This window comes from Leucobacter sp. NPDC058333, from assembly GCF_042726155.1.
Classification (GTDB): Bacteria; Actinomycetota; Actinomycetes; order Actinomycetales; family Microbacteriaceae; genus Leucobacter.
Genome location: NZ_JBHXHV010000003.1, coordinates 243,909 through 270,342 on the forward strand (window position 1 = coordinate 243,909; position 26,434 = coordinate 270,342).

At 63.1% G+C, this 26,434-nt stretch carries 29 protein-coding genes; 16 read left to right on the top strand and 13 right to left on the bottom strand.

What is annotated here, in order from left to right; all coding sequences use genetic code 11:
* Positions 1-96: 96 nt before the first annotated feature.
* Positions 97-1,695 (top strand): ABC-F family ATP-binding cassette domain-containing protein, encoded by a 1,599-nt coding sequence (locus ACFWHR_RS11635; RefSeq protein WP_382448463.1) that lies wholly within the window; start codon positions 97-99, stop codon positions 1,693-1,695.
* On the opposite strand, the gene ACFWHR_RS11640 is transcribed toward ACFWHR_RS11635, so the two are convergent.
* The 4 genes from ACFWHR_RS11640 to ACFWHR_RS11655 are packed head-to-tail and all read right to left on the bottom strand — an operon-like array spanning position 1,692 to position 4,116.
* Entirely contained in the window at positions 1,692-2,597 is a 906-nt protein-coding gene (locus tag ACFWHR_RS11640; protein WP_382448464.1) for a cutinase family protein, read from the bottom strand. The genes ACFWHR_RS11635 and ACFWHR_RS11640 overlap by 4 nt on opposite strands.
* Positions 2,590-3,513, bottom strand: coding sequence for an SURF1 family protein (locus tag ACFWHR_RS11645; RefSeq protein WP_382448465.1), 924 nt, complete (start codon positions 3,511-3,513; stop codon positions 2,590-2,592). The genes ACFWHR_RS11640 and ACFWHR_RS11645 overlap by 8 nt, the downstream gene beginning before the upstream one ends.
* A complete protein-coding gene (locus ACFWHR_RS11650) occupies positions 3,506-3,751 on the bottom strand; it encodes a hypothetical protein (protein WP_382448466.1) in 246 nt (81 codons plus the stop codon). Before ACFWHR_RS11650 ends, ACFWHR_RS11645 begins: the two co-directional genes overlap by 8 nt.
* Entirely contained in the window at positions 3,748-4,116 is a 369-nt protein-coding gene (locus ACFWHR_RS11655) for a DUF3099 domain-containing protein (RefSeq protein WP_382448467.1), read from the bottom strand. The genes ACFWHR_RS11650 and ACFWHR_RS11655 overlap by 4 nt, the downstream gene beginning before the upstream one ends.
* 132 nt (positions 4,117-4,248) lie before the next feature.
* Between ACFWHR_RS11655 and fabG the strand changes: the two genes are divergently transcribed.
* Both fabG and ACFWHR_RS11665 read left to right on the top strand, forming a co-directional pair.
* Positions 4,249-4,959: a 3-oxoacyl-ACP reductase FabG gene (fabG, locus tag ACFWHR_RS11660; RefSeq protein ID WP_382448468.1), complete on the top strand. Its 711-nt coding sequence runs from the start codon at positions 4,249-4,251 to the stop codon at positions 4,957-4,959.
* A 65-nt stretch (positions 4,960-5,024) separates the two neighbouring features.
* Positions 5,025-5,834 (top strand): isocitrate lyase/phosphoenolpyruvate mutase family protein, encoded by an 810-nt coding sequence (locus ACFWHR_RS11665; protein ID WP_382448469.1) that lies wholly within the window; start codon positions 5,025-5,027, stop codon positions 5,832-5,834.
* 23 nt (positions 5,835-5,857) lie between these two features.
* Here ACFWHR_RS11665 and serB read toward each other — a convergent pair whose 3' ends face one another.
* Entirely contained in the window at positions 5,858-6,508 is a 651-nt protein-coding gene (gene serB, locus ACFWHR_RS11670; RefSeq protein WP_382448470.1) for a phosphoserine phosphatase SerB, read from the bottom strand.
* 24 nt (positions 6,509-6,532) lie between these two features.
* Here serB and ACFWHR_RS11675 point away from each other — a divergent pair, with 24 nt between their 5' ends.
* Complete coding sequence (locus ACFWHR_RS11675) at positions 6,533-7,330, top strand: ABC transporter ATP-binding protein (protein ID WP_382448471.1); 798 nt, start codon at positions 6,533-6,535, stop codon at positions 7,328-7,330.
* Positions 7,331-7,433: 103 nt separating this feature from the next.
* Positions 7,434-7,682 carry a type B 50S ribosomal protein L31 gene (locus ACFWHR_RS11680; RefSeq protein WP_382448472.1) on the top strand — a complete coding sequence of 83 codons (249 nt, stop codon included), beginning with the start codon at positions 7,434-7,436 and terminating at the stop codon, positions 7,680-7,682.
* Between the two features lie 87 nt (positions 7,683-7,769).
* On the opposite strand, the gene ACFWHR_RS11685 is transcribed toward ACFWHR_RS11680, so the two are convergent.
* Positions 7,770-8,468: an exonuclease domain-containing protein gene (locus ACFWHR_RS11685; protein WP_382448473.1), complete on the bottom strand. Its 699-nt coding sequence runs from the start codon at positions 8,466-8,468 to the stop codon at positions 7,770-7,772.
* Positions 8,469-8,635: 167 nt separating this feature from the next.
* On the opposite strand from ACFWHR_RS11685, the gene ACFWHR_RS11690 reads away from it, so the two are divergent.
* The 6 genes from ACFWHR_RS11690 to ACFWHR_RS11715 all read left to right on the top strand — a co-directional run bounded on the left by ACFWHR_RS11690 (position 8,636) and on the right by ACFWHR_RS11715 (position 15,239).
* A complete protein-coding gene (locus tag ACFWHR_RS11690) occupies positions 8,636-9,550 on the top strand; it encodes an alpha/beta fold hydrolase (protein WP_382448709.1) in 915 nt (304 codons plus the stop codon).
* Positions 9,547-10,413, top strand: a complete 867-nt coding sequence (locus tag ACFWHR_RS11695; protein ID WP_382448474.1) for a TrmH family RNA methyltransferase — start codon at positions 9,547-9,549, stop codon at positions 10,411-10,413. The genes ACFWHR_RS11690 and ACFWHR_RS11695 overlap by 4 nt, the downstream gene beginning before the upstream one ends.
* Complete coding sequence (locus ACFWHR_RS11700; RefSeq protein ID WP_382448475.1) at positions 10,410-11,204, top strand: phosphatase PAP2 family protein; 795 nt, start codon at positions 10,410-10,412, stop codon at positions 11,202-11,204. The genes ACFWHR_RS11695 and ACFWHR_RS11700 overlap by 4 nt, the downstream gene beginning before the upstream one ends.
* A 351-nt stretch (positions 11,205-11,555) precedes the next feature.
* Positions 11,556-12,248 (top strand): phosphoribosylanthranilate isomerase, encoded by a 693-nt coding sequence (locus tag ACFWHR_RS11705; protein ID WP_382448476.1) that lies wholly within the window; start codon positions 11,556-11,558, stop codon positions 12,246-12,248.
* A 16-nt stretch (positions 12,249-12,264) separates the two neighbouring features.
* On the top strand, positions 12,265-14,214 hold the full coding sequence (locus ACFWHR_RS11710) for a BCCT family transporter (RefSeq protein WP_382448477.1): 1,950 nt from the start codon (positions 12,265-12,267) through the stop codon (positions 14,212-14,214).
* A 101-nt stretch (positions 14,215-14,315) separates the two neighbouring features.
* Positions 14,316-15,239 carry a M23 family metallopeptidase gene (locus tag ACFWHR_RS11715; protein WP_382448478.1) on the top strand — a complete coding sequence of 308 codons (924 nt, stop codon included), beginning with the start codon at positions 14,316-14,318 and terminating at the stop codon, positions 15,237-15,239.
* Between the two features lie 49 nt (positions 15,240-15,288).
* On the opposite strand, the gene trpD is transcribed toward ACFWHR_RS11715, so the two are convergent.
* Positions 15,289-16,353 (bottom strand): anthranilate phosphoribosyltransferase, encoded by a 1,065-nt coding sequence (trpD, locus tag ACFWHR_RS11720; protein ID WP_382448479.1) that lies wholly within the window; start codon positions 16,351-16,353, stop codon positions 15,289-15,291.
* Between the two features lie 196 nt (positions 16,354-16,549).
* Between trpD and ACFWHR_RS11725 the strand changes: the two genes are divergently transcribed.
* The 4 genes from ACFWHR_RS11725 to ACFWHR_RS11740 are packed head-to-tail and all read left to right on the top strand — an operon-like array spanning position 16,550 to position 20,790.
* The gene (locus tag ACFWHR_RS11725; protein WP_382448480.1) at positions 16,550-17,164 is read left to right on the top strand and encodes a heme-copper oxidase subunit III; all 615 of its coding nucleotides are present in this window, start codon (positions 16,550-16,552) and stop codon (positions 17,162-17,164) included.
* Positions 17,165-17,184: 20 nt separating this feature from the next.
* Complete coding sequence (locus ACFWHR_RS11730) at positions 17,185-17,994, top strand: cytochrome c (RefSeq protein WP_382448481.1); 810 nt, start codon at positions 17,185-17,187, stop codon at positions 17,992-17,994.
* 46 nt (positions 17,995-18,040) lie between these two features.
* Positions 18,041-19,156, top strand: coding sequence for a Rieske 2Fe-2S domain-containing protein (locus ACFWHR_RS11735; RefSeq protein ID WP_382448482.1), 1,116 nt, complete (start codon positions 18,041-18,043; stop codon positions 19,154-19,156).
* The gene (locus tag ACFWHR_RS11740; protein WP_382448483.1) at positions 19,153-20,790 is read left to right on the top strand and encodes a cytochrome bc complex cytochrome b subunit; all 1,638 of its coding nucleotides are present in this window, start codon (positions 19,153-19,155) and stop codon (positions 20,788-20,790) included. The genes ACFWHR_RS11735 and ACFWHR_RS11740 overlap by 4 nt, the downstream gene beginning before the upstream one ends.
* Positions 20,791-21,221: 431 nt before the next feature.
* On the opposite strand, the gene ACFWHR_RS11745 is transcribed toward ACFWHR_RS11740, so the two are convergent.
* The 6 genes from ACFWHR_RS11745 to ACFWHR_RS11770 all read right to left on the bottom strand — a co-directional run bounded on the left by ACFWHR_RS11745 (position 21,222) and on the right by ACFWHR_RS11770 (position 25,685).
* A complete protein-coding gene (locus ACFWHR_RS11745) occupies positions 21,222-21,719 on the bottom strand; it encodes a TetR/AcrR family transcriptional regulator (RefSeq protein WP_382448484.1) in 498 nt (165 codons plus the stop codon).
* Positions 21,720-21,721: 2 nt separating this feature from the next.
* The gene (locus tag ACFWHR_RS11750; protein ID WP_382448485.1) at positions 21,722-22,165 is read right to left on the bottom strand and encodes a GNAT family N-acetyltransferase; all 444 of its coding nucleotides are present in this window, start codon (positions 22,163-22,165) and stop codon (positions 21,722-21,724) included.
* A 13-nt stretch (positions 22,166-22,178) separates the two neighbouring features.
* Complete coding sequence (locus tag ACFWHR_RS11755; RefSeq protein WP_382448486.1) at positions 22,179-22,601, bottom strand: cytochrome c oxidase subunit 4; 423 nt, start codon at positions 22,599-22,601, stop codon at positions 22,179-22,181.
* An 18-nt stretch (positions 22,602-22,619) separates the two neighbouring features.
* The gene (ctaD, locus tag ACFWHR_RS11760; protein WP_382448710.1) at positions 22,620-24,263 is read right to left on the bottom strand and encodes a cytochrome c oxidase subunit I; all 1,644 of its coding nucleotides are present in this window, start codon (positions 24,261-24,263) and stop codon (positions 22,620-22,622) included.
* 17 nt (positions 24,264-24,280) lie between these two features.
* On the bottom strand, positions 24,281-25,129 hold the full coding sequence (gene coxB / locus ACFWHR_RS11765; protein WP_382448487.1) for a cytochrome c oxidase subunit II: 849 nt from the start codon (positions 25,127-25,129) through the stop codon (positions 24,281-24,283).
* Positions 25,130-25,292: 163 nt separating this feature from the next.
* Positions 25,293-25,685 (bottom strand): HesB/IscA family protein, encoded by a 393-nt coding sequence (locus ACFWHR_RS11770; RefSeq protein ID WP_382448488.1) that lies wholly within the window; start codon positions 25,683-25,685, stop codon positions 25,293-25,295.
* 149 nt (positions 25,686-25,834) lie between these two features.
* Between ACFWHR_RS11770 and ACFWHR_RS11775 the strand changes: the two genes are divergently transcribed.
* Positions 25,835-26,404 carry a DUF3043 domain-containing protein gene (locus ACFWHR_RS11775; RefSeq protein ID WP_382448489.1) on the top strand — a complete coding sequence of 190 codons (570 nt, stop codon included), beginning with the start codon at positions 25,835-25,837 and terminating at the stop codon, positions 26,402-26,404.
* Positions 26,405-26,434 lie beyond the last annotated feature (30 nt).

Below are 26,434 nucleotides of genomic sequence, written 5' to 3' on the forward strand. Positions count from 1 at the left end.
GCGGCTAAGATGGTCAGGTTGCCCTTTCGCTCAGCCCTGGCCTGAGAACGTCTCCCTGTGATGCGCTGAGCCGGCACAACTAGGAGCCTTTACACCATGATTTCCGTCGAAGACCTTGCCATCGACGTTGGCGCCCGTCGCCTCATGTCGGGCGTCACGTTCCGCGTGAACCCCGGCGACAAGATCGGCCTCGTTGGGCGCAACGGCGCCGGCAAGACGACGCTGACGCGTACCCTCTCGGGGGAGTTGCCGCCCGCGGAGGGCAAGATCAAGGTGACCGGCGAACTCGGCTTCCTGCCGCAGGACCCGCGCACCGGCGACCCCGAGCAGATCGCACGCCACCGTATTCTCGACGCCCGAGGACTCGGTACGCTCCAACAGAACATCTCGAAAGCGACCGAAGACATGGCGTCCACGGACCCCGCGGTCGCCGAAAAGGCGATGAAGCGCTTCGGTAACCTCACTGACCGGTTTCAGGCGCTCGGCGGCTACGCTGCCGAGTCTGAGGCCGCCTCGATCTCGAACAACCTCGGGCTACCCGACCGGATTCTCGACCAGCCACTGAAGACGCTCTCTGGCGGTCAGCGCCGCCGCATTGAACTCGCACGCATCTTGTTCTCAGACGCCGACACGATGATCCTCGACGAGCCCACAAACCACCTCGACGCTGACTCAATCGTCTGGTTGCGCGAGTTCCTTAAGAACTCAAAAGCCGGCGTCATTGTCATTAGCCACGACATCGACCTCGTAGGTGAAACGGTGAACCGCGTGTTCTACCTGGACGGTAACCGTCAGGTCATCGACATCTACAACATGAACTGGAAGCTGTACCTGCGTCAGCGCGCCGCCGACGAGGAGCGCCGCCGCAAGGAGCGCAGCAACATCGAAAAGAAGGCGTCGGTGCTGAAGGATCAGGCCGCGCGCTTCGGGGCGAAGGCTTCGAAGGCCGCGGCTGCGCACCAGATGGTCGCCCGCGCCGACAGAATGCTCGCTGGTCTTGAGGACGAGCGCCAAGTCGAGCGCGTGGCAAAGCTGCGGTTCCCCGATCCGTCGCCCTGCGGCAAGACGCCTCTCATGGCGGAGGGCCTCTCGAAGTCCTACGGTTCGCTAGAGATCTTCGCGGGCGTCGACCTTGCCATCGATCGCGGTTCGAAGGTCGTTATTCTCGGTCTGAACGGTGCCGGTAAGACCACGTTGCTGCGCTTGCTCGCTGGTGTCGATGAGGCCGACACAGGTCATCTCATCGAGGGCCACGGTCTCAAGGTCGGGTACTACGCTCAGGAACACGAGACGCTCGACGTCAAGGCGAGCGTGCTGCAGAACATGGTTTCCGTGTCGCAGCATCTCACCGAAACCGAGGCGCGGCGCGTCCTCGGCTCGTTCCTCTTCACCGGAGATGACGTGCACAAGCCCGCTGGCGTGCTCTCCGGCGGCGAAAAGACCCGCCTCGCGCTCGCGATGCTGGTCGTCTCAAGTGCGAACGTGCTGCTGCTCGATGAGCCCACGAACAACCTTGACCCGGCAAGCCGCGAAGAGGTACTCGACGCCCTCGCGCACTTCTCGGGTGCCGTTGTGCTTGTCTCTCACGACCCGGGGGCGGTCGAAGCGCTGAACCCCGAGCGCGTGCTGATCATGCCCGACGCAACCGAAGACCACTGGTCGAAGGAATACCTCGAGTTGATCGAACTCGCCTAGTCCTTGCTCTCAGGAGTGCTGGGCGTGCCGGGAGTGGCAGGAGAGCCCGAAAAGTCGCGAGGCGATTCATCAGGCCGGCCCAGCTTCGAGATTACGAAGGCAGCTCCTTCGCCCTGCATGCCATTCGAGTAGTACTCGATGTGCGGTTCCTCGTTGAAGTCGAGACTGCTCTGGCAGATGAAGTCACCCTCAACGCAGTAGTCACGCAGCTTGGTGCTCACAGCAGTGAGCGCCCCTTCGGGTCGGGGGAGTAGGCCGTCGACTTCCGGATCGTAGGTGCCAACGTTGTACTTCTCGTCGCCCACGAATCGCGGGTCGCCGTAGAGCACGACGGCGAGCACGCGCGTGAGCGCCTCCTCGCTTACAGTGCCGACTGTGCTGCCGACCATCCGCGCTTCGGGGTCAGCGAGCGCGTCACCGACGACAAGGGCGCCCTGCGAATACCCCAGCAATACGAAGCGCTGGTCAGGGCATGCATCCGCCTGAACGTTCAAAATGTCAATGAGTGTTCGTGTTCCGATCGTTCCGCCCTCATTGACGTCAGTGTCGGCCGGGTAATCGAGGTCGAGCACTTCAACACTGCCCGGCCGGGCCTTCGAGATCGTCCGCGCTACGGGTGACAGAAGTTGGCCGGAACTCGGCTCGCCGGTGCCACGAGCCGTCACCACGAGATACGGATCGCAATCGACGGGATCGACGACGGGCTCCGGGTGCAGTTTCGCGTCGTAGGTCTCAGCGGCAGCGGGCGGTGACGGGTCCTCGGTCACCTCAGAGAGCGACTCGCGCGTCTCGGAAGGGTCGACCGGCGAGGCACACCCGCTCACAGCGAGTGCAGCACCGAGCAACAGCACGCCGGGAACGGCGGCGCGCAGTGCGCGCCGCGAACGTAACGCGTTAGTCATCGAGCAGAGCGTCTTCGATGTCGGCGTCACTCGGACCGCGTCGACGTTTTCGTTCGGCGGTCTTACGATCCTGCTCGATCACTTCGTCGCTCCCGGCGTTCAATGTGCGATACTCCCGCTTCGCAGCGTAAATCACGCCGATCACGGCGATGATAATGAAGATGTACCACTGTACGGCGTATGACAGGTGGGGGCCCTCATCACGCGCCGGTTTCGCGGGCAAGTCTCCGTGTTCCGCTTCGGGTGACTCTGAGATCAGCATGCCGTAGGCGCCGGTGTAGGCGTTACCGGTCGCGTCAGCAAGCTTCGCGAGCTCGGGCAATTCGATACTCGCGACTGCCCTTCCCGACGTCGTGCGACCTGAGATCGCGGGCTCCGAGGCGCGCAGCCGAGCCTCCACCGTGACCTCACCAGCCGGCGGGGTCGGCAGCTCGGTGGCATCGACATTCTCGGCCTCGGCGCCGTCGACGGGCACCCATCCGCGGTCGACGAAGAACAGCGAGCCATCGGCAGTACGAAGTGCCTGTATGAGGTCAGAGCCGACGCCCTCGGGCCCCGGTCGGTTTCGGGCGAGGAACGGGTCACCGATGTACTCGCCCCGAACTTCGACCGTGCTCCACTTTTGGCGATCCTCGTCAAATGTTGCGAGATCGGGCAGCTCGTCGGTGAGTGCCACTGGAGCTGCGCCATAGTTCGAGTCGATTCGGTCGATCTCGGCGCGGGCCTCCGCGCGTCTCGCAAACTGCCAATTTCCGAGTAGTACGCAGGCGATCGAGAAGATCAACAGCATCGCTGCGTATCCGGCCCAGCGGCCGGAGCGTAAGAAGCTCCACCCGACTGCACCAGCCGACGGGTTCGTCGGGGATCCGGCGGAGACCGCTGGCGGATCCCGATCGATGGTTCTCTGATCAGTCATCGAGATCTCCGACCGCTCGCACCTCGAGCGGAAAACTCCGTGCCTCGAGAAAGTCGTGTAACACGTCGCGATGCTCGGCGCAGGCGAGCCAAGTTTTACGCCGCTCAGCGCCGTGAATCTTGGGATTGCGCCAGAGCAACGCCCACACGGCCTCCGCTGTGCACCCCGCGCGTGAGCACTCGAAGCGACGATCGGGGGTCCCGCCGAGCGTCAGCGCGGGGGTGACGACGCCGGTCACGCGGCATCACCGGGCGTCTGCCGCCCGGCTCCGCGACGCTCTGGCGCAACGTCGATCACGATGACCTCGTTCGCCACGTTGCTCGGCTCGACAGCTTCGGGCTCGCCCGATTCGAGCTGTAGCGGTTCCGGAGCATCTGGCGTGTGTTCGCCGCCGTGTGCAACCGCGTTGCCGACGAGCACCGCGAACCAGGGCAGGATGACAGCGCCAGCGCCTACCAGCAGCACCCACCAGCCGTGCACCCAGAAGAGCGACACGACGCACAGCACTCGGAGCGCCATCGCGATGAAGTACATGCGCATCCGGTGCGCACGGTCTTCGACCGGGTTCACCCCCGCCGAAGTTACGTCGTAACTCTCTGCCATGCGCCCCTTCTCCGTACCTGCCAAGACTACGCTGTCCAGCTGAGTCCACGCCCCGGATCACCGCGCGCCATGCCGTGAGCGGTCCGTGCGCGTCGGTAGGCTGGGCGCAGCTGTTCAGACGGAAGGATCCCCATGCCCACCTCGCGCACCGTACTCATCACCGGCGGCAACCGTGGAATCGGTTACGCCATCGCCGAGCGCATGCTTGCAGACGGTCACCGTGTTGCCGTGACCTCCCGTTCGGGAGAGGGCCCGGAGGGATCACTCACTGTGCGAGCCGAAATGACCGACGCCACATCGATTGACGCGGCGTTTAGCGAAGTCGAAGCGCAGCTTGGGCCGGTTGAGGTTGTCGTCGCAAACGCTGGCATCACGAAAGACACCCTGCTGCTGCGCATGACGGAAGAAGAATTCACGAGCGTCATCGACACGAATCTGACCGGCACCTTCCGAGTGGTAAAACGCGCCGCGAAGGGGCTGCTCAAGGGGCGCTTTGGTCGCGTCATTTTGATCTCAAGCGTTGTTGGTCTCTACGGTGGCCCGGGCCAGATCAACTATTCATCTTCAAAGGCGGGCCTCGTGGGCTTCGCGCGTTCGCTCACGCGTGAGCTCGGTTCGCGGGGCATCACGGCCAACGTGATCGCCCCCGGTTTTGTCGAGACCGACATGACCGCCGCCCTTCCCGAGGCGCAGCAGCAGCAGTACCTCGGTTCGATTCCTGCGGGCCGGTTCGGCCAGGTTGCCGAGATCGCGGGCGCGGCTTCGTTCCTCGCGGGAGACGACGCTGCCTACATTTCTGGCGCCGTCATTCCCGTCGACGGTGGTCTCGGGATGGGTCACTAGGCCCGCCACGGACTATCGGGGTAGCCCCCTTTCGCGCGGCCGTCGCCGCCGAGTAGCCTGGGCGCATGAGCACATCAGAGCAGCCCCGTTCCGTCACCCGCGTCGCAGTTGACGCGCAGTCTCTGGCCGATCTGTATTCGGCCACCGAGATTCTGCGCGTGGTCAATGTGTGGGACGCCGTGAGCGCCCGCGTCGTGTCCCAGCTCCCCGGCACCCGCGCGATCGCGACCGCCGGTCACGGTATCGCCGCGAGCCACGGGTATGCCGACGGCGAGCACATTCCGCTCGAGACCATGCTCGCGGCGATCGCTCGCATTGCATCGGCCACTGATCTGCCTGTCACAGCCGACCTCGACGGCGGCTTTGGCGATGCCGGCGAGACAGTGCGACGTGCCATCGGAGCCGGCGCCTCGGGCGCCAACATCGAGGATCGCATGCGCCCGTTCGACGAGTCGGTCGCGATCATGCGGGCGGCCGTGGAAGCGGGGGAGCGCGAAGAAGTAGCGTTCGCGCTGAACGCCCGCACTGACGCACTCATCAAGGGCGGCGACCGACCGCGTGATGTCGCAATTGCCGACGCCGTTGCTCGCGGCAAAGCCTACCTGGACGCCGGGGCGACCTGCGTATTCGTGCCCGGGGTCCTCGACGCCGACGACACGCGAGCACTCGTCGAGGGCATCGGCGTGCGTCAGGTGAGCGTTATCGGGCTACCCGGCGCACTCACGGCCGCCGAGTACGAGGCACTGGGCGTCGCCCGCGTTTCGTATGGCCCGATGCCGCAGAACGTTGCGCTGACCGCGCTCAAGCGGCTCGGTGAGTCTTTGCTCGCCGACGGCGTCATTCCTGCCGACACGGAGGCACTCAACAACTTCTGAGTGGTTCGCTCGGCGAAGAACTGCTAGCCGAGCTGGTCGAGAAGCGGGATCGCGAGCGCGAGATCGTCGTCGATTGAGACGTCTGCGCGATCCCGCACCACCGGCTTCCCGTTGAACGAGACACCGATCTCGGCGACGGCCATCATCTCCAGGTCGTTCGCACCATCGCCGATCGCGATTGTCGCGCGCAGCGGAATGCCCGCGGCATGTGCCCACTCCCGCAGCGATGCGGCCTTCGCCGCAGCGTCTATGACGGGCCCGATCGTGCGCCCGGTGAGCGCGCCATCAACGACCTCGAGACGGTTCGCTCGCCACAGATCAATACCGAGGTTGTCTGCCAGGGGATCCAGCACCTCGTGGAATCCTCCTGACACGACCCCGACCAGCCCGTCGCGATCGTGCACGGCCGCGATGAGTTCACGAATGCCTGCGGTAGGGCGAACGCGCGCGTACGCGTCAGCGAACACCGATTCTGGGGTGCCGGCGAGCGTCGCGACGCGTTCACGGAGACTCTCGGCGAAATCCAGTTCGCCCCGCATAGCACGCTCGGTGACAGCGGCGACCTCTTCGCGGCTCCCCGCGGCATCGGCGAGCAACTCGATCACCTCGTCTTGGATGGTGGTGGAGTCGCAATCGAGCACAACGAGTGGGCGTGTGGTGCCGGGTGAAGTCATGACACCAAGGATAAGCTGGGGCTCATGGTCAATGTGCTGCGCCTCACCGATGTCTCCTATGTGCGCGACCGCAGGCCGATCCTCGACGGGATCACCTGGTCGGTCGAGGATTCCGAGCGGTGGGTGATTCTCGGCCCAAACGGTGCGGGCAAGACCAGCCTCATGAAGCTCGCAACCGCGAATGACTACGCGACGCGCGGCACTGTGGACGTGCTCGACCAGCGGCTCGGAAAGGTAGACATCTTCGAGCTGCGAAACCGCATTGGCTTCGTGTCGTCGGCATCATCTCGCCGAATACCGGCAAACGAACTCGTGCGCGACGTGGTACTCACCGCCGCGTATTCAGTCGAGGGCCGCTGGAACGAGCACTACGACAGCATCGATGTGCGCCAGGCTGAGCGCATCCTGGCCGAGTGGGATCTGGGCCAGTTCGCAGACCACACCTTCGGCACGCTCAGCGACGGTGAGCGCAAGCGCGCCCTGATCGCGCGCGCTGTCATGACCGATCCCGAACTACTGCTGCTTGATGAGCCCAGCGCGAGCCTCGACCTCGGTGCACGCGAGCGGTTACTGCAAATGCTCTCGGGCTTCGCAGCATCGCCGTCGTCTCCCGCCATGATTATGGTCACGCACCACGTCGAAGAGGTGCCGCCCGGGTTTACGCACGTGCTGCTCATGCGCGACGGCAAGATCCAGGCTGCTGGCCCGATTGCAGAGACGCTCACGGCGGAAGCGCTTGAAGCGACCTTCGGAATGCCGTTTGAGCTGACGTCGACCGACGGCCGGTACGCAGCGGTGGCGCGCCCAAACCCACAATCGTGACCAACTGCCAGGTGTTCTGCTAAGGTAGAACCTTGGTGCGGTAACTCCGCAAGACTTCGGTGCGTCTGAAGCACCCACCACCCAGCGACTATAAGGAACTCTCATGAAGACCGAAACCCACCCCGAGTACAACGCAATCGTTTTCCGCGACCTCGCGTCGGGGGAGACGTTCCTCACTCGCTCCACGCTGACCAGCGAGAAGACCATTGAGCTCGACGGCGAGACCTACCCGGTTCTCGACGTTGAAATCTCCAGCGCCTCGCACCCGTTCTACACGGGCAAGCAGCGCATCATGGACTCGGCCGGCCGCGTCGAGAAGTTCAACAAGCGCTTCAAGGGCTTCGGCGCGTAATTCGTCGCAGCACACCGAAAGGGCCGGGCGATCCACTGCGGATCGCCCGGCCCTTTCTGCTCCCCGGAGCATGGGTGCGCAACCCCGTTAGCGCACCGGCCAGCGGCCGTCGGCGATGAACGACGGGTCGCGCGCGCGGCGCATGTAGTCCTGGAAGCTCGCTGCCTGCGTCGCCGCCCAGTCGATCTGCATCCGGTGAAGATCTTCGAGTTCTGGGGGGAGCACGTCTGCATACTTGCCGGCGATGCGCTGCAACACCCGCCCCGCCGCAATCGCGTCATCACCGGCGTCGTGGGCGTTACCGATGTGCACACCGTGGTGGGCTGCGACCGCCTCGAGCGTTCGCTTTCCCTTGCGGTAACGGTCGAATTGCTTATCGAGGATCAGCGGATCGATGACGGGGGAGACCTCCGCAGGCCAGGGCACGCCGTGCCGCGCAGCCTCTGCCGCGAGCAGCGTGAGGTCGTACGGCGCGTTGTACGCGACCACGGGGAACCCGCGCTCGATCATCTCGAGCAGTTGCTCCACAATTTGGCGCACCCCGACAGCGGCCTCAATGCCGCTCGCGCGTGCAATCTCCGTGCTGATCCCGTGCACCTGAACGGCGCCAGCGGGGATCTCGATCCCCGGATCAAGCAGCCAGTCGTAACGTTCAGAGACCTCCCCGCCGGGTCCGAGAAGCGCGATCGTCGCGCTCACGATGCGAGCGTGTGCCGTGTCGATGCCCGTCGTTTCGGTATCGAACACGGCCAAGTTTGCGGCCCACAGAGGGAGTGTTTCGGTCACGGAGATCCTTTCGTCTCTGTCGATGCTACCGAGTGTGACCGCGTTCACGCCCGCGGCCGTGCCCGCGGTCACGCCCACGCGGCCGCAGCAGGAGTCTGCCAGGGGGCGCCGGTAGAATTGACCCTGTGACTTCCGTTCCTCGCGTTCTCTCCGTGTCCACGCTCGGCATGGACACTCGCGTCTGGAACTACGGAGCTGAAGCGGGGCAGACCCTGTTGCTTGTGCACGGTTTTCGCGGTGACCACCACGGCCTCGAAGGCATCGCTCGCCGGATCTCAGAACTTCGGCCTGAAATGCGCGTCCTCGTGCCAGATCTTCCGGGATTTGGTGAGACGCCACCGGTACCGGGTCGCACACATGATCTTGCACTCTACGGAGAATGGCTCCGAGCCCTCGCCGTCTCGGTGGGGCCCACCGGGGCTGGCATCGATGTGCTCGGTCATTCGTTCGGCTCGCTCGTCGTTGCTCAAGCGGTCGCGACGGGCCTCGCTCCACGTCGGCTGATCCTCGTCAACCCGATTTCAGCACCCGCCCTCGAAGGTCCGCAAGCCGTCATGACGCAGCTGGCCATTGGGTACTACAGGGCCGCCGATCTACTGCCGGAGCGTGCGGCCCGCGTCCTGCTCGGGCATCCAGCGATCGTGCGCGTTATGAGCGAGGTGATGGCGAAGACCGCTGACCCCGAGCTGCGTGCGTGGATCCACGGCCAGCACGCCAGCTACTTCAGTACATTCGCTGACGCGGCGACGCTGCTCGAGGCGTTCCGCGCGTCTGTGTCGCACACGGTCACAGAGTATTCTGCGTCGTTCGCGATGCCGACGCTGCTCATCGCGGGGGAGCGCGACGACATCACGCCGCTCACCAAGCAGCTCGAGCTGCATCGACGCGTTGCCGGATCGCAGCTGCGAATCATTCCGGGCACCGGGCACCTCGTGCACTACGAGGCGGTTGCCGATGCTGCTGGTTACGTCGTGGACTTCATTGCGCCGTTGACGGTGGCGTCTGCGGCTGCGTCCTTTGCTGCGTCGACTGAGTCGCCTGAGTCGCACGCCGGCGCTTCAAGTTCGGAAGTCGGCGCGTGAGGGTCATCCGAATCGACGACCTCGCCGCTCCTGAACTCGCCGATTACACACAATTGACCGACGTCGCTCTGCGCCGGGTGCGGGAACCTGCCGAGGGCTTGTACCTCGCCGAGTCGCCGAAGGTGATTGAGCGCGCCCTTCGGTCCGGGCACCGCCCACGGTCCGTGCTGTTGCTCGAAGAATGGCTCCCGAAAGTCGAACCGTTGCTCGAAGCGTTTCCAGACGTCCCCGTATATGTCGGGGAGTCGACGCAGCTCGCCGAGCTCACCGGGTTTCATCTGCACCGTGGCGCGCTCGCCTCGATGCATCGCCCGACACTGCGCGATCCGGCGGAACTGCTGCGTGATTCGCGCCGCATCGTCGTTCTCGAAGACCTGGCGGACCACACCAACGTGGGCGCGATCTTTCGCTCCGTCGCGGCGCTCGGTGCAGATGCCGTGTTATTGACGCCCGCCTGCGCCGATCCGCTGTATCGCCGTGCCGTGCGCGTCAGCATGGGAGCGGTGCTGCAGGTACCGTGGGCGCGCTTGCCCGATTGGCGCGAGGCTGGGCCGCTGATTCGCGAAGCCGGCTACGAACTCACCGCCTTTGCGCTCCGCGATGACGCCGAGGACCTGGCGGATTACGTAGAGGAGCTCCCCGAGCGACTCGCGCTGATGTTCGGCACCGAGGGCGCTGGGCTGACGCACCGTGCGCTCGCGGCGTCGACACGCGCCGTCGTGATTCCAATGGAGCACGGCGTTGATTCGCTGAACGTATCGACCGCCGCGGCACTTGCGCTGTGGGCGGTGCGCACGGCAGACGCGCGATCCGGTAAAAAAGTCACATCGGTTCGGCTCGCTGTCGAGGAAGTGGCGTCGTGAGCGGGATCTCGGTAGGCGGTCGGCGCAGAGCGGCCTGGTTCCTGATCTTCTGGACCGTCGTGGGCGCCGCCTCGTACGTGCTCGGGGTGCGGTTTGCCCTCGGTCAGCGCGCCGAGGAGAGCGTGCTGGAAGCGGCGCAGTTTACGACGGATCCTCCGCCGCCCTTGAATCTTGTGTCGATTCCGACCGTAGTGATAGCCCTCGTTATCGTGGGAATCATTGCGTGGGTTTCCCACGGTTTCAAACGTGCAGTCGTGTTGACCACGGTGCCAGCGCTCGCGATTCTCGCCTCTCAGTTGCTGAAGCTTCGGCTGCTTACACGCCCCGAGCTGTTCGAACTCGACGCAGTTAACACATTCCCGAGCGGCCATATGACTGTGTTTGCGGCGATCACGGCGGCTCTGGTCTGGGCAGTGCCGAGTCGGCTACGCGCATTCGTGTCGCTGTTGGGAGCGGCGCTCGTTGCGCTCGTCGGGTGGCAACTGCTCGCGTACGGCTGGCATAGACCAAGCGACGTATACGGGGGAGTAGCGCTCGCAATGGTGGCGTTCGCCTTTGCGGCGCTGCTGCGGCCAGCGACATCTCGCGGCACCGCTGTGCTCGGGGCCAGTACCTCGGTCGGACTCGCGATCATCGGATGGGTCATGGTGGGTGCCGCCGTTGTTCTCGTCTGGATCGCAGTGACGTCAGACAATTCGGGCTTGATGCTGGCAGCCGGGGAATTCGGCGGCGTCGCGGCGGCAGCGCTCGCGATGCGCTCCATGCTCTTGCTCGGCTCGGGCCGCGCGTAGAGGTAAGACAGACGCGGGGACGTCGCTTTATGTCAGCTCGTTGCTCGGTCGAGATTTTAGGTGTGCAGGCCGCGCACGCCTCATTTCCGCGGTGCCACTTCCGCGCTGTCATTTCCGCGCGGGGTGCCGAGCCCTCTCGCGGTGCCGACTCGCTTTGATCGGCTATCGAAAGCACCCAGATCGTCGCATCGAGGGCCAGTAAACAGCACATCGCGTCCTTTCGAGACTCGCGTGCGCAGTGTTGTGCATGATAATCTATATTATGTCAGCTCGTGGGGATTGAGCCCCTCCTTCCGACTCGAAATCCTGCACCCGTTACCCTTGAGAGTCGGCATTGCGAGGAGACCAATCATGTACGTGAAGATCTGTGGGCTGCGCGATCCCGAGCACGCGATGCTCGCGGCCGAACTTGGTGCCGACGCGATCGGTGTCGTCATTAGCCCGAATAGCCCGCGTCACGCCAGCCTCGACGAGGCTCGCGCGGTCGTCGCGGCGACGCAGTCATTTGCGCTCGATACGGTACTCGTCACGAATACGCTGTCTGCGATTGAGGCCGCACACATCGCGGTCGACATGGGCTTCGATGTGCTGCAGCTCCACGGCGATTACTCCGCCGCAGATTTCGCAGCGGCTCGGGCGATCCTCCCCCGAATTTGGCGCGCAACTTCACTTGCACAGTTTCCCAAGCTGCGAGCCGGTGAGTTCGGAGAAGCACGCTTGCTGCTCGACGGGGTATTGCCCGGTTCGGGCGCAACGTGGGATCTCGCCGCGCTCAATGACCCCGAGCTGAAGCAGCGCATCGGCACGGACTGGTTGCTCGCGGGTGGCCTCTCCCCCGATAACGTAGGCTCGGCAATCGCGGCGGCGCGCCCGGGCGGCGTCGATATATCCACCGGCGTTGAGAGTTCGCCGGGCCTCAAAAATCCTGATTTGATCAGGCATTTTATTGCTAATGCACGAACAGTGCAGGATCCGCCAGCCGCCGTACACGAACCACGTTCAGGCAACGCAGCCGGACACGTTTCGCCCGCCAACCCCAGCTAGAAAGCGAACGATCCACATGAGCGAACGCCCTGAACACGGCAAGCGCACGCGCAAAATCGTGATACCAACGCCGCCCCCTCTCCCCCACCCGGGGCTGATACCCGGCATCGGCGTTGAGCAGACTGGTGTACGCTTCGCGACGAACTGGGTCGTGCTCGGAGTGACCGTTGCGCTCACGCTGGGAGTGATCACGTGGGCGTTTGTTGCCCCAGATTCCATCGCCGAGGTCGGCGGTGCGTCTCTCGGTTGGGTCACCGAGAACTTCAGCTGGCTCTTCGGATCGCTCGCGATCGCCGTCGCATGTTTCATGCTGGTCGTCGGTTACGGTCGCACTGGCGGCATCAGGCTTGGCGCTGACGATGAGGAGCCGGAATTCTCGACTATGTCGTGGATCTCGATGCTGTTCGCCGCTGGCCTCGGTATCGGACTCCTCTTTTATGGCCCGCTCGAGCCCCTCACGTATTTTTTGAATCCCGCTCCGGGACTCGGCGTTGAGGCCGGCAGCGCCGATGCCGCGCTACCGGCTCTCGCCCAAACGATCTTGCACTGGGGACCTATTGCGTGGGCGTTCTACGCGCTCGTCGGCGGTGCGATCGCTTACAGCGCGTATCGGCGCGGCCGGGCACCGCTCATCTCCGCGCTGTTCGAGCCGGTGTTTCCGGGCAGCAGCAACCGCGTGCTCGGTCGCATCATCGACATATTCGCGATCATTGTCACGCTGTTCGGCACCGCAGTGTCGCTCGGTATTGGCGCTCTGCAGATCGAGAGTGGCTTTCGCCTCGTCTCCGGGCTTGGGCCCCTGGGCAACGGGTTCTTGATTGGCGCGATAGCGATCCTCACCGCGCTCTTTATCGCGTCGGCTGTCTCGGGCGTGAAAAAGGGAATCCGCCGCCTCTCGAATCTGAACATGGCCCTCACCGGCGCACTCGGGCTCTTCGTGCTCGTCGTCGGCCCCACGGTCTATCTGCTCAACTTCCTCCCATCGTCGCTGATTGAGTTCTTCCAACAGGCACCAGCAATGCTCGCGAGAAATCCGAATCAGGGCGAAAACGCGACTGAATTCCTTTCCACCTGGACCACGTACTACTGGGCGTGGTGGGTATCGTGGACACCGTTTGTAGGAATGTTCATCGCTAAGATTTCGCGCGGGCGTACGCTGCGTGAGTTCGTCACGACGGTCGTACTCGTGCCGTCAGCTATCGTGATCGCCTGGTTCGTCATCTACGGTGGCACTGCGATCTATCAGACGCTTCAGGGCGCTGATCTTGAGGCAGGTGGCTCCGGCGAAGCGGTGCTTTTTGAACTCTTGAATCAGCTTCCGTTCGGCAGAATTACGACGATCGTTGCGATGCTCGCCGTGCTCGTGTTCTTCGTCACCGCGGCAGACTCAGCGTCAATCGTGATGGCATCAATGTCGCAGATGGGCCGCCCTGAACCGTCCAAGTGGGTGACGATCGTATGGGGTCTGCTCCTGAGCAGCATCGCCATCGCGCTGTTGCTCGCAGGCGGGCGCGACACGCTCTCCGGTTTGCAATCGTTGATGGTAGTTTCGGCTCTTCCCTTCGCGTTCATCGTGATCGGCATCATGATCGCGTGGGCGAAGGATTTGCGCACCGATCCATACATTATTCGACGCAAGTACGCCCGCGCCGCGATCGCCCAGGGTGTGCGCCGTGGCATCGACGAGTTCGGTGACGACTTCGTCTTCGGAGCGAGCGCTGTGCCGTCTGCTGAGGGCGCCGGCGCCGGATTCGACAGCGAAGACCCAGCGTTGACGGATTGGTACGTCGACGCGCGCACCGAACCGATTCAACAGGTGACCGCCGCAGATGTGCAGCGTGTGCTCGATCCAGGTCGCTTGCAGAAGCCGGGGCCGGAACGCCCGGATCACACCGCGTCGGGCGATGGATCCCTTGCGACGGGCAGTATCCCGAGGCCTCATCCCCCGCTCACCGGTGAGGACTGAATCACTGGGTCACTGACCGCGCCTGGCGTTGTCGGCCGAGTCGGGGTACCCTGGCCGGTATGCCTTCGCGGGTCCAGCCGCGCCCCTCTACGAAAGACTGCATGACTTCTTCCTCCCGCACGTCGCACTCGCCGGATCCGTCCGACGGGGTCGGCGCCCCGGGCGTCACCGCAGGGTACGTGCAGAGCCCGCGGCTCGCGCACGTGCCTGACGCTGATGGTGTCGCACCAGAAGCATCGCGCCCCCCGCGAACCGCGCGGCACCGTATCGCGCGCTCCGCAGCGGTAGTCAGCGTCAGCGGACTCGTACTGACCCTCGCGCTACCTCTCGTGCAGCAGACTGGAGCAGCTGCTCCCGCGGCCGCGCAGCAGCGCCTGTTCTCGGAGGTCTCGGCCGAAGACTTGCCGTCGTCGCTTGCCGAGATCGATGTCGTTGACACCGACGAGCCGTCATCGATCGGCTATGCGTTCCGGGCCCGCTCGGTCGTGAACTATCCGTTCGCGGCACCGGTGGCTCTCACTGACCCGTTCGGATACCGAACCGCGCCGGTGGCACAATTCCACGACGCGCAAGACTTTGGCGCGCCAGCTGGGACTCAGGTCCTCGCGATCGCCGACGGCGTCGTCACCGAGGCCGGCGAGGCAACCGACGGCTGCGGTTTCGCGCTCACCCTCGAGCACGAAATCGATGGCAAGGAAGTGACGAGTCGCTACTGCCATATGCAGTCTGGCTCTCACTCACTCAAGGTGGGAGACGACGTGAAGATGGGTGACCCTGCCGGCCGCGTCGGCGCCACCGGGCTCGCCTTTGGCGCACACCTCCACCTCGCACTGCGCGTAGACGATAAGCCGATCGATCCGATGCCGTTTCTCGCCAAGTACTACCGTGCCGACCGCGATGAGAAAACGGTCACGCTGCGCTCAACCGCCCCCAGTGCCGGCAACGGAACTGAGGTCGAGGCCGGTGCAACTGCGGACGACGCAAGCGCGACCGGTCCCGGCCCCTCGACCGGGACCGGGAACTAGCAGCGCAGCTCGACTGCGGCGGCACCCGACGCTGCGATTTCTCCGCTCGCTACTTTGCGGCGGCCGTTGACGTCGCCCGTGCCCAGTCAGCGAGCTTCGCGGCTGCCTTACCGGAGTCGATCGCGTCCGCCGCGATCGCTAGCTTCTCGCTCAGGCGTTCGAGCAGCGCCCGCTCAGCGGTCTCGGGCCGCTGCGCAAGATCGAACGCGACCAGCCCGGCAGCTGCGTTCAACAACACGATGTCACGCACCGGCCCTGACTCACCCGCAAGCACGCGGTGCACGACCTGAGCGTTCTCTTCAGGCGTGCCGCCAAGCAGGTCGCTGACCTGCGCGCGCGGAAGTCCGAGCTCGCGCGGGTCGATGTCGTGCTCAGTGAGCCCGCCTCGACTGACCTCCCACAGCCGCGAGTGCCCGGTCGTTGTGAGTTCGTCAAGCCCGTCATCTCCTCGGAATACGAGTGCGGATGCCCCGCGCAAGCGGAACACGCCGACGAAGATCGGGATTCGGTCAATGTCCGCGACGCCCACTGCCGAGGCCTCAGGCCGCACCGGGTTGCAGAGCGGTCCAAGGAAGTTGAAGATCGTCGGGATACCCAGTTCTTTGCGAGCATCTGCGACGTGGCGGAATCCCGGCAAGAAACGCGCGGCGTGCACGAACGCGATCCCGGATTCGGTGAATGCGCTCGCGAGCTGAGTGGCGTCTAGCCCCAGGTCGATCCCGAGCGCTCCCAGCACGTCTGAAGAGCCTGACTGGCTGCTTGCAGCGCGGTTGCCGTGCTTCACTACCGGGGCGCCAGCGGCGGCCGCGGTGATCGACGCCATCGTCGAGATGTTGACGGTGCCGAAGCGGTCGCCGCCGGTGCCCACGATGTCGAGAGACATTGCTGGCAGGTCCAGCGGCAGTGCTTCCGCGAGGATGGCGTCGCGAAAACCGATCACCTCGTCAACCGTGACACCCTTCGATCGGAGGCCCACGAGAAAGGCGCCAATCTGAGCGCCGCTCGCCTCCCCCGTCATGAAGCGAGACATCGCCCATTCGGCCTGCGAGACGCTGAGATCGTCGCCCTCCAGCAGTGTCGTGAGGACTGTCGGCCAGGTGCGTTCGTCGATCATGAGTCGATTCTATCGATCGCGGGAAATCGGCGGGATCACGCCACTTCATCCGATGAATGGTGTGTCGGAAGTGCCATTCGAGACCCCGCAGAGACGGTAGGCTACCGGAGAAGGATGCAGAAAGTTCGGCGCGCCGTGTCCGGGTGAAAATGCACACCTGACTTTCAGCCATAATGGAGGGGTGACAACGACCACTATGAATACCAAGTCAGCCGTGCCTGCGGTGAAGCGACCGAATCTCGTCGCCGTCGGCACGATCGTGTGGCTCGGCAGCGAGGTCATGTTCTTCGCGGGCCTGTTCGCGATTTACTTCACGCTGCGTGCGATGAACCCCGAGTTGTGGGCGGAACAAACGGAGAAGCACAACTTCACGTTCGCGCTTATCAACACGCTGATTCTGGTCGCATCCTCGTTCACTGCTCAGGCCGGCGTCTTCGCCGCCGAGCGTATGCAGCCGCGCGCTACGGGCGCCAGCATGAAGAAGTGGGGAACCGTTGAGTGGTTCTTCCTGACCTTCTTTATGGGCGCGATCTTCGTCGCCGGTCAGGCATACGAGTACGCGACTTTCGTGTCAGAGGGCATCACGCTGTCCTCCGATCCCTACGGCTCAGCGTTCTATATGACCACGGGCTTCCACGGCATCCACGTGTCGCTCGGCCTCGTCGCATTCCTGCTGGTTATCGGCCGCATTTACGCCGTCAAGAACTTCACGCATAAAGAAGAGACCACCGCGGTCGTCGTGTCCTACTACTGGCACTTCGTCGACATCGTGTGGATCATCCTCTTCCTCGTCATCTACGTCCTCAAATAGGGTCAGGAGTAATCGATATCATGGCTCGCTCCCATACGAAGCTTCGCAAGTCCGGCCGCAGGCATCCGCTTGCTACGGTGGCCCTCGTTGCCATCGGGCTGATGGTGACCGGCGGCGCATACGCTGCTATCAACCAGACGTCCGCTACCGCGGAGGTCGACCTCACCTCCCCCGCAACGATCGAGGCTGGCGAGAAGCTATTCGGTGCGAACTGCGCGACCTGCCACGGTGCAGCCGCTCAGGGAACTGATGATGGCCCGTCGCTGATCGGCGCTGGCGCTGCGTCAGTGAACTTCCAGGTCGGCACCGGTCGCATGCCACTCGCTTTCCAGGGCCCGCAGGGCATGGTCAAGCCGGCACAGTTCACCGAAGAGCAGACGCTGCAGATGGCGGCCTACGTCGCTTCGCTCGCTCCCGGACCTGAGCTGCCCAACTCGCGTTACCTGCAGGCAGACAGCGACGATGAGGGCATCGCCAATGGCGGTGAGCTCTTCCGCATCAACTGCGCGATGTGCCACAACGTGGCGGCTGCCGGCGGCGCGCTTACCGAGGGCAAGTTCGCCCCGAAGCTGACGGGTGTCGCGCCGACCCACATCTACGAGGCAATGATCACGGGACCGCAGAACATGCCCGTGTTCAACGACGCGAACATCTCCCCGCAAGACAAGGCCGACATCATCTCGTACCTCAAGTACATCGAGAATGAGCCTGCAGTCGGTGGCCTCACCCTCGGATCGATCGGCCCCGTAGCCGAAGGTCTCTTCATCTGGGTAATCGGCCTCGGAGCAGTCATCGGCCTCACCGTCTGGGTGACCGCGAAGTCGAACTAGTCGACAGCGCACAACAGTTTTCATGAGTCAGGAGTCAAGGAGCAACATGGCAGAGGAAGCGAAGAACAACGGCGGCGAGCACGCCGTTGTCGTTGCCGCCGGCCACGGCTCGGTCGAAGCCGCCGCTGGTACCGCGGTTATCCCGTCCGATGCTGTGCAGAATCCGGGTCTTCCCCCGCACCGCAAGCGCGTCACGGATCTTGATCCGAAGAAGGCGAAGCGCGCGGAGCGAACGGTTTACAGCCTGTTCTACCTGTCCATCGCGGGCAGCCTCGGCGCCGTACTCGCCTACATGTTCTTCCCGATTGAAACGGGCGAACTCATGGCGATTCGCTTGCACACGATGTTCGTGGGCCTCGGCATGGCGCTCGCCCTGCTGGCCATCGGCATCGGTGCAGTGCACTGGGGCAAGGCGATCATGGCGGATCACGAATCCGTTGACATCCGCCACGACGTCGCGAGTGACGCGCCGACCCGTGAGGCGTCGGCGGAGGTCTTCAAGCTCGCTGACGAGGAGTCTGGCTTCTCACGTCGTTCGCTCGTTCGCAACAGCCTCATCGGAGCGCTGATCGCGTTCCCGCTCCCCGGCATCACGCTTTTGCGCAGCCTGGGCCCGCAAGACCGCAACCCGGTCGAGATCGCTCACCACACGATGTGGACAGAAGGCGTGCGTCTCGCGCGCGATCCCTCCGGCGTACCGATCAAGGCCAGCGAGGTCACCATCGGTTCGGCATTCCACGTCATTCCCGAGACCCTCAATCACGAGGACTTCGAGAAGATGACGCTCGACGAGCGCGGTGGCAGCACGCACCTGCTCGACGCGAAGGCGAAGGCCATTGTCTTGCTCATGCGACTCAACCAGGAAGATCTGCACGAGCTTCCCGAGCGTAAGAACTGGTCGTACAACGGCATCGTCGCGTACTCGAAGGTGTGCACCCACGTCGGTTGCCCGGTTGCGCTCTACGAGCAGCACACGCACCACCTGCTGTGCCCGTGCCACCAGTCACAGTTCGACGTTTCGGAGCACGCAAAGGTGATCTTCGGGCCGGCGAAGCGACCGCTTCCCCAGTTGCCTATCACCGTGGACGACGAGGGTTACCTCGTCGCACAGAGCGATTTCCATGAACCCGTCGGCCCGAGCTTTTGGGAGCGCCTCAAGTGAGCAGCACTGTCACCGAATCCCCCGCGTCGAGCCAACAGGCTCAGAACGGCCAGAACGGCTCAAGCCGTTTTACGGCCGCGGCCGCCAACTACATCGACGAGCGCACCAAGATCGGTGTCGCCGTCAAGGAGTTCGGCCGCAAGGTCTTTCCTGACCACTGGTCGTTCCTCCTCGGTGAAGTTGCCCTGTACAGCTTCGTCGTCATCCTGCTTTCAGGTACCTTCCTGACGCTGTTCTTCCAGGCATCGATGGTTGAGACGCACTACACCGGTCCCTACGTGCCCATGAAGGGCGTGGAGATGTCGGTCGCCATGGCGTCGACGCTCGATATTTCGTTCTCGGTGCGCGGTGGGCTGCTCATGCGCCAGATCCACCACTGGGCGGCACTGCTGTTCGTGGCTTCGATCGGCCTGCACATGCTACGCATCTTCTTCACGGGTGCGTTCCGCAAGCCGCGTGAGCTGAACTGGGTGATTGGCTTCGTGCTCTTCATCCTCGCCATGGCTGAAGGCTTTACCGGCTACTCACTTCCCGATGACGTGCTCTCGGGTAACGGTCTCCGAATTATCGACGGCATCATCAAAGCGATTCCCGTCATTGGAACGTACCTGTCGTTCTTCTTCTTTGGTGGAGAGTTCCCGGGAACAGCCATTGTCGGGCGCCTCTACATGCTGCACATTATGGTGCTCCCGGCGCTCGTGATCCTCTTCGTCGCACTTCACCTCGCGTTCGTGGTCATTCACAAGCACACTCAGTACCCCGGGCCCGGCAAGACGCAGCAGAACGTTGTCGGGTTCCCCGTGCTGCCGGTGTACGCCGCGAAGGCCGGTGGCTTCTTCTTCATCGTGTTTGGTGTGATCGCACTGATCGCCTCGCTTGTGGGGATCAACCCGATCTGGAACTACGGGCCATACGATCCGTCTCCTGTGTCTGCGGGTACCCAGCCTGACTGGTACATCGGCTTCGCCGACGGCATGCTCCGACTGGTACCGCCGGGGCTCGAAACCGAGTGGTTCGGGTTTACCTGGTCGTGGAACATGCTGCTCCCCCTTGGCATCATCGGCCTCTTCATTGTTCTCGTGATGATCTACCCGTTCATCGAGGCTTGGGTGACCGGCGACAAGCGCGAGCACCACATTCTCGATCGACCGCGCAACGCTCCGACGCGTACCGCAATCGGCGCGGCGGGTGTCACCTTCTACGCAGTGATGTGGGCGGGCGCGAGCTCGGACCTCATGGCAACGCACTTCCAGCTCTCAATGGAGGGCGTGATCCACGGACTGCAGGCTCTTCTGATCCTCGGCCCGATCATCGCCTACCAGTTGGCGAAGCGCATCTGCCTCGCTCTGCAGAAGAAGGATCGTTCGATTGCTCTTCACGGGTACGAGTCAGGACGCATCGTGCGCATGCCCGGCGGCGAGTTCATCGAGGTACACAAGCCGCTCGATGAGTACGAGTCTTGGGAGCTCGTGAGCTACCATGACTACGCTCCGTTGATGCTTCGTCCTAATGACGACGGCCGCATCCCCTTCTCGAAGCGTCTGCGCGCTGGCTTCAGCCGCTGGTTCTTCGAGGATCGGATCGTCCCCCCGAGCAAGGGTGAGATCGAACAAGGACACCACGAGGGCCACTAACCCTCGAACACGACGAAGGCCCCGCGGGAACATTCCCGCGGGGCCTTCGTCGTGTTCCGACCTGGTGTATGTTACTGCGAACCCCGACGAGGACCCGGAGAGCTCAACGAGGTAACATCGCGCTTCACATAAAGCGAATTGCGGCGGATGCACGTACGCTACGAAGCTGTCTACACCGTTGGTCCGCAACCAGCTGTTCATGGCGCTGGTGGATTCGGACGCTATCCTCTGACCTTGATGGGTGGGCGAGTTTTGGCCAGTCCACTGGCTAAGCATGACACACCAGCCCGAGATGCCCGTAGGCGGAACTGTCTGCGGGACGTCGATCAGATACGCCGAACTTTACCGTCCAGCCGGGACTGGCACCTCGGCACGTTGTGAGCGTGAACCTCCGGGGAGATCCACTCCAAACTCCAACTTGGAACGAAGCGCTAGTTCAAGGCAAGCGCTCGCCTGAGGGCTGACTCCCCCACGGTGCCGAAGGTGGCACGGAACGCATCCGCTCCGAGCGTCGTGCGCAGCTCAGCGAGCAGCTCTGCCAGGTGCGCGCGGAGCTCTGAGGCGCCCAGCGCCGCGATCGCCTGCGAGAGAAGTTGCAGGGCACTGTCTCGAGTTACATAATTGGCTTCATCGCCACCATCCACGCGTGACCTCGCCCCGGCGCGCAGAGCCGTGGCGTCAGAGGCGAGGAGGCTCGCGGCAGCAAGATCATCAGCAACGATGTCGATGGCGATGGCGCAGACGGCCAGGAAGAGGTCCTGCTTCGTCGCAAAGTGAGCGTAGACGTGAGGTTGAGGCACGCCAGCCCGAGCGGCGATCCTTGCGGTAGAGGCGCCGTGAAAGCCGAAGAGGCCGAACTCGATGAGTCCGGCCTCTATCAGGCGTTCACGGTTCTCGCCGGGCTTTCTGCGAGCACGACGTTCAGTCATGGTTAGCCGAGATCGAGAATCTTGCGATAGTGCTCACCTACGGCTTCAAAACCGCGGTGGTTGTAGAACGAGCCGAAGCGCGCGGTTGAAGCCGAGAGCTGACGCACTCCGCGGCCCATGCAGTAGTGCTCGTTCGCCTGCATGAGTCGATCGCCAACGCCATGCCCACGAGAGGCCTGATCGACGACGATTTCTTGCAGGTGAGCGGTGAGGCCCGGAGCGTGGAGCACACGCGAAACGGTCATCAGCGAGTACCCCACCACGGTGTCATCAAGCTCCGCGATAAAGAGGACGTTGGCCTCCTGGTCACGATGCCGCAGGACGTTGTCATAGGCCACCGAGAACTCGTCTCGGCCGATCGGCTCACGACCTGTGGTGAACTGACGCGCGAGTCCGAAGACCGCTGCGTCGTCGTCGCTGCGACCGCGGCGAATGATGATACTCAAAGCTGACCGTCCCTTAGCGAGCGAAGTTGCCGCGGTAGTACTCGTACACCCAACCGACGATGCCGACGAGCACGATCGGCAGCGTCAGGAACGACAGCCAGAAGTTAAATCCGACGCACAGGCCGAGCACGACAATCGCCGCACCGAAGGCGAGTACGAGTGGCCACCAGCTCCAGGGACTGAACTCGCCGAGCTCAGGATCCCCATCATCGATGTCTGAGTCTTCTCGGTCCTCGATGAGTACGCCGCCCTGCTTACGCTGAACAAGCATCAGGTATGAGGCGATGAACCCGGTGAGCCCACCCGAGAGCAGGATCGCGGTGGAGCCGGCCCACTCGACGTACCCGTGAGCGATGATATTCCAGACCGTGTACACGGCGGCGATAACCACCAGGTAGGTCGTCAGAATCCAGAAGATGACGATGTTTGATTTCATAACTCGTTACTCCTCAGCTCACTGTTTTTCAGCGAGCTCGCGCTCGGTCTGTCGCACGGGCTGTTCGACGCCGCTGATCTCAGGGTGATTGAGATCGAATGCCGGCGACTCCGAACGAATTCGCGGAATGGACGTGAAGTTGTGACGCGGCGGCGGGCAAGATGTCGCCCACTCAAGCGAGCGGCCGTAGCCCCACGGATCGTTGACGGTCACCTTCGGTGCACGGCGTGCGGTGATGTATACGTTCAGCAGGAACGGGATCATCGAAGCGCCGAGAATCATCGCACCGATCGTCGAGAGCTGGTTGCCCCAGGTCACACCGTCAGACGGCAGGTAGGTGTAGTAACGACGCGGCATGGCCATGACGCCCAACCAGTGCTGCACCAGGAACGTGGTGTGGAAGCCAATGAAGAGCACCCAGAAGTGAATCTTGCCGAGACGCTCGTCGAGCATCTTGCCGGTCCACTTCGGCCACCAGAAGTAGAAGCCGGCGAACATCGCAAACACGACGGTACCGAAGACCACGTAGTGGAAGTGCGCAACCACGAAGTAGGTGTCTGAGAGGTGGAAGTCGAGCGCGGGCGATGCGAGGATCACGCCAGTCAGGCCGCCGAAGACGAAGGTCACGAGGAAGCCGATCGACCACAGCATCGGCGTTTCGAACGTGATCGATCCACGCCACATCGTGCCGAGCCAGTTGAAGATCTTCACACCCGTCGGCACTGCAATCAGCATCGTCATGAGCGCGAAGAACGGCAGCAGTACCGAACCGGTGACGTACATGTGGTGGGCCCACACGGTCATCGACAGCGCGGCGATGGCAATTGTTGCGTAAATGAGGGTCTTATAACCGAAGATTGGCTTGCGGCTGAACACCGGGAAGATCTCGGAAACGATACCGAAGAACGGGAGCGCGATGATGTACACCTCGGGGTGACCGAAGAACCAGAAGAGGTGTTGCCAGAGAATGGCGCCACCCTCTCCGTTGTATATCTTGGCGCCGAAGATACGGTCTGCCGCCAGGGCGAACATCGCGGCCGCGAGAACAGGGAACACCAGCAGGACGAGGATCGATGTGATCAGCGTGTTCCAGGTGAACACCGACATGCGCCACATGGTCATGCCGGGTGCACGCATGGTGATGATCGTCGTGATGAAGTTCACGCCGCCCATAATCGTTCCGAAACCCGATACGCCGAGGCCGAGCACCCAGAGGTTTCCGCCGACACCCGGAGAGAACTGCATGTCAGATAGCGGCGCGTACGCAAACCAACCGAACGAGGCTGCGCCCTGCGGCGTAAGGAAGCCACCGACCGCGATCAGCGAACCGAAGGTGTACAGCCAGAACGCGAACGCGTTGAGTCGCGGGAAGGCGACGTCAGGAGCACCGATCTGGAGCGGCATGATGACGTTGGCAAAGCCCGCGAACAGGGGCGTTGCGAACATCAGCAGCATGATGGTGCCGTGCATCGTGAACAGCTGGTTGTACTGCTCCTTGGTGGCGACAACCTCAAGACCCGGAGCGAACAGCTGCGCACGGATCACGAGGGCCATGAGGCCGCCGATGAGGAACCATACGAAGGAGCTAATCAGGTACATGTACCCGATCACCTTGTGATCCGTGGAGGTCAGCCACGAGACAATGACATTGCCCTTCTTCATCTTCTTGCTATCCCTCGTCACTCGTTCTGAGCCTTGGACTGATCACTTTCAAAGTGGTCCTGGTTCGGGTTGTTTTCCGTGCTCACTCGGCCTTCATTGCCAGCCTCGCGCAGCGACTTGACGTATGCGTCGTATTCGTCCTGTTCGACGACCTTGACCTGGAAAAGCATCATGGAGTGGTACTCGCCGCAAAGCTCTGCGCACTTACCCATGAAGGTTCCGGTCTTGGTCGGAGTGAAACTCATGTAGTTGGTCTGACCCGGAATCATGTCCTTCTTGTACAAGAACTCGACCACCCAGAATGAGTGGATGACATCGCGGGTCTCGAGACGAATCTCGGTCGTCTTATCGACGGGGAGGTAGAGCACCGGCATGGTGTCGGCCTCGGCTTCGCCATCATCGTCAGTCTGCACCTGGACGCCCTGGAAGTAGACGTCTTCGTTGAGGTAGTTAAAGTCCCACGACCAGCGCTTGCCCACAACCTCGACAACGTTTTCAGGATTGTCGTAGCGCGCCTCGATCTTGCTCTGCTCTTGCGCGGTGAACGCGAAGAAGCCGATCACGAGGATGACGGGGACGATCGTGAAGAACGTCTCGATCGGCATGTTGTACCGAAGCTGAACCGGCAGGCCGGTCTGACCCTTACGACGGCGGTACGCGATCGTCGCCCAAATAATCAGGCCCCACGTGATCACGCCAACCGCAAGCAGCACGATCCAGGAGGTGACCCAGAGGCCCGTCACTCCATCAGTGTGGTTCGTGGCCCCTTCGGAGCCGGCGGGGAGAAATCCCCGCTGCTGCTCGGGGGTACAGCCCGCCAGGACCAGCGCTGCTGCGAGCGCGACCGGGGCTGCGACCCATTTCATTCGACGATTGGAACGCACCGCATACCTTTCGAAAACGTTGTTTCGCCGCACGCATGCGAACGAAGCTGATGACTCCCTGACAGCTTAGCGCGATCAAGACCGTTCCCCGAACCACCGCCGGGTGTCGCGAATACTCGGAACGAGACTCGTCGATGACCTCGGTTTAACTGAAGCTGTCACCGCAGGCGCAGCTGCCCTGAGCGTTCGGATTGTCGATGGTGAAGCCCTGCTTCTGAATCGTGTCTTCGAAGTCGATGGTTGCACCGTTGAGATACGGAATGCTCATCGTGTCGACGACAACTCCGACGCCGTCGAAGTCAACGACAGCATCGTTGTCGAGCTCGCGCTCATCGAAGAAGAGCTGATAGATCAGGCCAGAGCAACCGCCCGGCTGCACAGCAATGCGCAGGCGGAGATCGTCTCGACCCTCCTGGGCAAGCAGACTGCGCACCTTCTCGCGTGCGACCGTGCTCAGCTGGACGCCGTGCGCCTGCTCAGCTGTCGTCAGGTCAGTGGTGATCGAAGCGCCCTCGGGTGCGATCGTGTCGGTGCTCATACGTAACTCCTTGCTCACGTCGTGATCGTTCGTCTGCAAGTCTACCGCCCGGGCGCGGCGGAATGAGGGAGCAAGTCACGGTACGCTTGGAGTCTTCGGCGAACGCCGGGTATGGAGGCGCTCACAGCGTCGTGAACGGGAGGAACTGCGTGGCTCAGAAGGGCGCTGCGAACGAGCAGGGTGCAACGGACGGCGGCGAATCTGCCGTTGGAAAGGGGCGCCCGACGCCCTCGCGTAAGCAGGCCGAGGCCGCGAATGCTCGCCCGATCGTTGGTGCACGCGATAAAGCGGCCATCAAGGAGCAGCGCCGTCAGCAGGCCGAGGTGCGCGAGCGCGCTCGTGTCGGCATGATGCAGGGCGAGGAGCGCTACCTGGGACCCCGCGACCGCGGTCCGCAGCGCCGGTATGTTCGCGACTACGTCGACGCGCGGTGGAACGTGGGTGAGATGCTCATCCCAATGATGCTCGTGGTGCTCGTCATGACGTTCATCCCCGGCACCGTGCAGATCATCAGTCTCTTTGTAATCTGGGCGTTTGTGGCACTCGCGGTGCTCGACGCCGTCTTCCTTGGCATGCGTTTGAAGCGCAAGCTCGGCGAAAAATTCGGTGAGGATCGCGTGCAGCCTGGCTTCCGCTGGTATGCCGCGATGCGCGCGTTCCAGTTCCGCCCACTGCGCGCGCCGAAGCCCGTGGTCAAGCGCCGCGCTTTCCCCGCGTAACCGCGAGCCGTACACGCGGGCCCTTCCGGA